The sequence below is a fragment of the Methylobacterium isbiliense genome (assembly GCF_022179325.1).
Lineage (GTDB): Bacteria > Pseudomonadota > Alphaproteobacteria > Rhizobiales > Beijerinckiaceae > Methylobacterium > Methylobacterium isbiliense.
In genome coordinates, this window is the sequence record NZ_BPQQ01000107.1 from 1 (window position 1) to 4,907 (window position 4,907).

3 protein-coding genes and 2 pseudogenes are annotated in these 4,907 nt (G+C 65.2%); 1 reads left to right on the top strand and 4 read right to left on the bottom strand.

Going from position 1 to position 4,907, the window contains the following annotated elements; translation table 11 throughout:
- Nucleotides 1-349 (top strand): annotated as a pseudogene (locus MFF61_RS31270) (transposase); the annotation flags it as partial.
- Here MFF61_RS31270 and MFF61_RS31275 read toward each other — a convergent pair.
- From MFF61_RS31275 to MFF61_RS31290, 4 genes and pseudogenes are all read right to left on the bottom strand, one after another.
- Nucleotides 247-1,110 carry an IS701 family transposase gene (locus tag MFF61_RS31275; protein ID WP_238241586.1) on the bottom strand — a complete coding sequence of 288 codons (864 nt, stop codon included), beginning with the start codon at nucleotides 1,108-1,110 and terminating at the stop codon, nucleotides 247-249. The pseudogene MFF61_RS31270 and the gene MFF61_RS31275 sit on opposite strands and share 103 nt — an antisense overlap.
- Nucleotides 1,111-1,217: 107 nt before the next feature.
- A protein-coding gene (locus MFF61_RS31280) for an IS5 family transposase (RefSeq protein ID WP_238241587.1) occupies nucleotides 1,218-2,023 on the bottom strand; the annotation gives its coding sequence in 2 pieces (ribosomal slippage) (nucleotides 1,218-1,693 and nucleotides 1,693-2,023; 807 coding nt in all).
- 166 nt (nucleotides 2,024-2,189) lie between these two features.
- On the bottom strand, nucleotides 2,190-3,107 hold the full coding sequence (locus MFF61_RS31285; protein WP_238241588.1) for a helix-turn-helix domain-containing protein: 918 nt from the start codon (nucleotides 3,105-3,107) through the stop codon (nucleotides 2,190-2,192).
- Between the two features lie 311 nt (nucleotides 3,108-3,418).
- Nucleotides 3,419-4,661 (bottom strand): annotated as a pseudogene (locus MFF61_RS31290) (IS3 family transposase).
- Nucleotides 4,662-4,907: the final 246 nt, after the last annotated feature.

Here is a 4,907-nt window from a genome sequence, read left to right on the forward strand (position 1 = left end):
CACCTTCGCCGAACGTTTCCCAAAGCTCCTCGGCCGCTATGCGCACCGCACCCGCCGACTGGCTCAGGCCCAGGCGCGAACCGGGGTCGCGCTCGGCGGCCAGCCTGCCGCCCGCCTGCTCTCGCGGCTGGCCATGCCCACCAGCGCCACGACCCTGCTGCGCGCAGTCCGAGCTCTCCCGCTGCCGTCCGCAGGGCGACCGGTGATCGTTGGTGTCGACGACTGGGCCCTGCGCAAGGGCCGGACCTACGCCACGATCGTGATCAACCTCGAGCACCATCGTCCCCTCGACCTGCTGCCGGACCGGTCAGCCGCCGCGCTGGCGACCTGGCTCCGGCACGAGCCGCAGAGCGTCGGCAGCCGCGCTCCCTTGGTGCGTGGGCGTCCGATCGTGCCCGGTCGGCGCGGCGGGGCGGGTTGGTAGAGCGCTGCGTCGAGCCGCAGGCGGGTGATTGCCGTGATGCGGGCGCGGCGCATGGCGTCGAGGAACAGCAAGGCCGAGAAGCCGCTATCGCCGACCAGCACGAGGTCGCGCCCTGGCAGCCAGCGGCGAGCTTGCAAGGCGAGTTGGCGTCCGACGTCGAGCAACGGCTTGTGGCGACGGCCCTGCTCCTGGCAGGCGCGTTCGGACGGCACCAGCCCCGTGAAGAACGGCAGCGCCCAGACCCGCCCTGCCCATGGGATCGGGGCAAGCAGCATCAGGCTCATCCATCGCAGCCCGCTTGCCTTGACGAAGTGGCTGTCGGAGGAGCGCACCGGATCACGATAGATGCCGCGCGCCCGGATGCGCCGACCCCAGCGCCGCTCGATCGTGTCGTCGAGGGCAAGCACCACGGGACCGTGTGGGGCGAACGCGCCGACTAGCCGCGTGAGCAGGATGCGGCTGCCGGAGCGCGGGCACCACGCCGCGCGGTTGAGGATGCGGTGAACGTTGACGAACTGCCGCTCGTGCGCCCGGCCCATGATCCGCAGGACGCCCGTCACGGTGCGCCGACCGGGGGTGAGGATGGCGCCAACCAGCAGAAGCTGGGCGTGCCGCCAGGAGCGGTGGACGAACAGCGGCGCGAACGCCAGGATGAGCCCGGCGAAGCGGGCGGGGAGAGCGGGCATGGCGGTGTCTCTTGGCAGGGACGCCACCAGCCTATCTGTCACGCCCGCTTCGTCACCTCACCCCCCTCGACCGCCCGTCACATTGGCCAAAGTCGAGCTAAGAGCGTCTAACAAAACCATCGTTCGATGAAGCGCCAGAGGATGAGGGCTGCGGCCAGCGTCGAGAAGGCGAGATGGATGTCGGCCCGCCGCTCGTAGCGGATGGCGAGGCGGCGGAACTGGGCGAACCAAGCCAGCGTCCGTTCGACGACCCACCTGTGCCGTCCCAATCGCTGGCTGCTCTCGATCCCGCGCCGCGCGATGCGATGCTGGATGCGACGGCAGGTGAGCGCCTGACGACAGCGGCGGTGATCGTAAGCCTTGTCGGCATACAGCCGGGACGGGCGTTTGCGCGGCCGTCCCCAGCACTGACGGATCGGCGGGACGGCATCCACGACCGCCTCCAGCATGCGGCTGTCGTGCACGTTGGCGCCCGTCAGCTTCAGCGCAAGCGGGATGCCCTTCGCGTCGGTGAGGACGTGACGCTTCGTGCCCGGTTTGCCGCGATCGGTCGGGTTCGGGCCCGTCGCCGGGCCCCCCTTTTGGCGGCAATCGAGGCGCTGTCGAGCGAGGCACGGCTGAAGTCGATGCCGTTCCGGCGGCCGAGCCGATCGAGCAACGCCTGCTGCAGGCGGTCCCACACCCCGGCCTTCTGCCAATCGCGCAAACGCCGCCAGCAGGTCATGCCCGAACCACAGCCCATCTCCTGAGGCAGCAGTTCCCAGGGCGTACCTGAGCGCAACACGAACAGAATACCTGTCAGCGCCGCGCGGTCGGAGGTGCGCGGGCGACCACCCTTCGGCTTGGCCGGTTCAGGCGGCAGCAACGGTGCGATCACGGCCCACAGGCCATCGGGAAGAAGCTCCTTCGCCATCCCTTCCCAACGCCACACAACCGGTTTTGTTAGACGCTCTAAGCACTTATGGTCCGCGGTAGATTGCAGTCCGTCCCAAACCGGCCGACCCAGGAGCCGAACGCCGATGCGCCGGATCGGCTGGAAAGCCTGTTCGCGCATATGCACTTGTCCGCGCGCGTGTTCTTCAGCCTGACCTCACCGCGGCGCGGTAAGCTGACGGCGAGGTGCCCACGAGTCGCCGAAACGCCATCGAAAACTGCGGTTGCGCGCTAAAACCTACCTCCAACGCCACCTGGGCAAGCGGCATCCCGAGCCGAATCAGATGTTTTGCCCGATCGCAACGGCGTCCGACCAGGTAGCGGTAGGGTGGATCGCCGACCGTCGCGCGAAAGCAATGTGCAAAATGTGATGGCGACAAGCCCGTGAGCACCGCCAAATCGCTAATGCAAATGTCTTCGGCGAGATGGTCGTCGATGTATTTGTCGATGGCAAGCATCATCCGCGGCGTCAGCCGCCCCACAAACGACTTCACGTGTCCACCTGAGTAGCGCCTAATCAACTCGATGCCGATCACGAGAGCACGTGCGTTCATCTCGCCTGGCGAGATCGAGCCCGCTGGCCCAGTCGCCGCAGCAACGTACGTCAAAAGCTGATTATTAAGAACATAGTCGCGATGAAATTTGATGTCCTCTCGAAGTTGGGGTAGCCCGCCTAGACCAAGATCAATCGCAATCTCTTCGAGGAATGTAGCATGCATGAAGAATTGAGCAAAACTGAACGGCTCCTGTGACTCTAATTCATAAGCGAATCCGCTTAAACCAAGCGTCACAGTATTTTCGTCGGGAGTTGCTGATATTCCGCGCTGCCACAAAGGTGCGCGCATGCATTCGATTTTGTTTCCACTAATTGGGACCAAGAGCGTGAGGTCATCTACAGATGGAAGCACGGCCGATCCGCTGGACTCTATGACACCAACTGGTATAAGCCAACCCTCGCCGATGCCCGAGAGCGATGAAAGCTTGTTGCTCGTACTAATGGTCGAATCTAAACTAGGCGGTCGGGCCGCAAAACATAGCCTTTTGTCCATTTTGTTTGGCAGCATCAATCATACTCCAAAAACATTTACTCGGCGCAGGTTACTCGATACAGAAATCCCCAAGAGCGCTCACACCTCTCGTGTGCATATCGGAATTTTTAAGGGCAGGTTGGCTCTCAGCGAACTGCGCAGACGCATCGCACAGCGTTCTACATCGCAGAGCAGAACTCGCGGCGGCGTGTGCACTAAGGCCTCGGTCTGGAAGCGCCATCTGTGAACTCGGACACGGCGAGAGGTTGGGGAAGATCTGCGTCAGCGACCAATTCGGAGGAGGTGTCCGCCGGCTTCAGCCTGCTGACCTAACTGTGATGTTGCCCCTAAAGACCGGACAGGGCCTCCTGGATTGACCGGGCGATGAACTCGCGCGGCGCGCGGTAGTCGTGCGCACAATGCGGGCGAAGGTTATTGTAGTGCGCCAGCCAAACGGGAAGCTGGCGCAGCACGCTTTCGGCATCCGGCAGGACCGAAACACGCACGTAGTCACGCTTCAGGGTCCGCACGAACGCCTCTGCCATGCCGTGCTCTGCGGGCTCTCCAGCGGCGTCATTTTCGGCACCAATCCGAGGTCGCGGGCGAACCGGCGCGTGTCGCGGCCCAAGTAGCAGCTGCCATTGTCGGTCAGCCACTCGATGGGGCTCGGCAACTGGTTAACCGGCCCGAAGCGATGCTCGACGGCCGCCACCATGAGGTCGCGCACATCCTCGCCCGTTAGGCCCGCCGTGGTCGCCACGTAGCTCATCGCTTCCCGGTTGCAGCAGTCTAGCGCGAAGGCGACCCGCACCCGCTCACCGTTCTCAGCCGCGATCTCCAGCCCGTCCGAGCACCAGCGCGTGTTGCGCACGTCCACCGCCACCTTGCCCTTGTGACGACGCGTCTCGGCTCCGCCCGCGTGTCGCTGGAGCAAGAGGCCGTGCACCTCTATGACCCGGTAGACGCGCTTCACGTTCGGCGCGGGCCGGCCGTCGCGCCCGGCTTGGCGGCGCAGCAGGGCGTGGACGTGTCGGTAGCCATAGGTCGGAAGGTCGGCGACGAGGGCCTGGATCGCCGCCAGAAGCTCGGCGTCAGGCGTGGGCTGGCGCCCCCGCCGTCGCGCCACGGGCTGCCGAGAGGAGGCTAGATGCGGGCGCGAGACGCTCAATGCTGAAGCGACCGCGTTCACGGGCCGTCCCCTGGCCACGAGTTCACGCGCGAGGGCAGCCTTTTGGGGGCGGCGATGCGCTCCACCGCCTCGCGCAGGATCTCGGTCTCGAGCGTCTTCTTGCCCAAGAGCCGCTGCAACTCACGGATCTGCTGCTGGGCGGCGCGAAGCTCGGAGGCGGGCACCACCTCCTCGCTAGTCCCGGCGGCCGTGAAGGCGCCGCGGGCCATCAGGCGATGCCACGTGAACAACTGGTTGGCGTTCAGCCCGTGGCGACGGGCGACGAGCGAGACGGAGTGGCCGGGCAAATACGTCTCCTCGACGAGGCGCACCTTCTCCTCCGTGGTCCAGTGCCGACGGCGCTGGACGGAGGTGATCACCTCGACGCGCTCGGCGCGGGGCGGATCGTTAGAACTCACCATAGGGTGGGTCATAGGCACACACCTCCATAAGCGTGAGCCCCTGTCCGGTCATGTTGGGGGCTGCCTCAGAACTGGTAGAGCCGCGCAAAAGCTTCACATGTCTCCGGCGACCCGAAGGGGCTCAGGCCCTGATACCTGAACTCGCTTGGCAGAGTTGTGGAGGAGTGATGCATTGACGGAAGATCTTCGAGCCAAATTTCTCTAGCGCGGCTTGCACAACATGCGAGTCAGCTGCGGCCGAGGCGG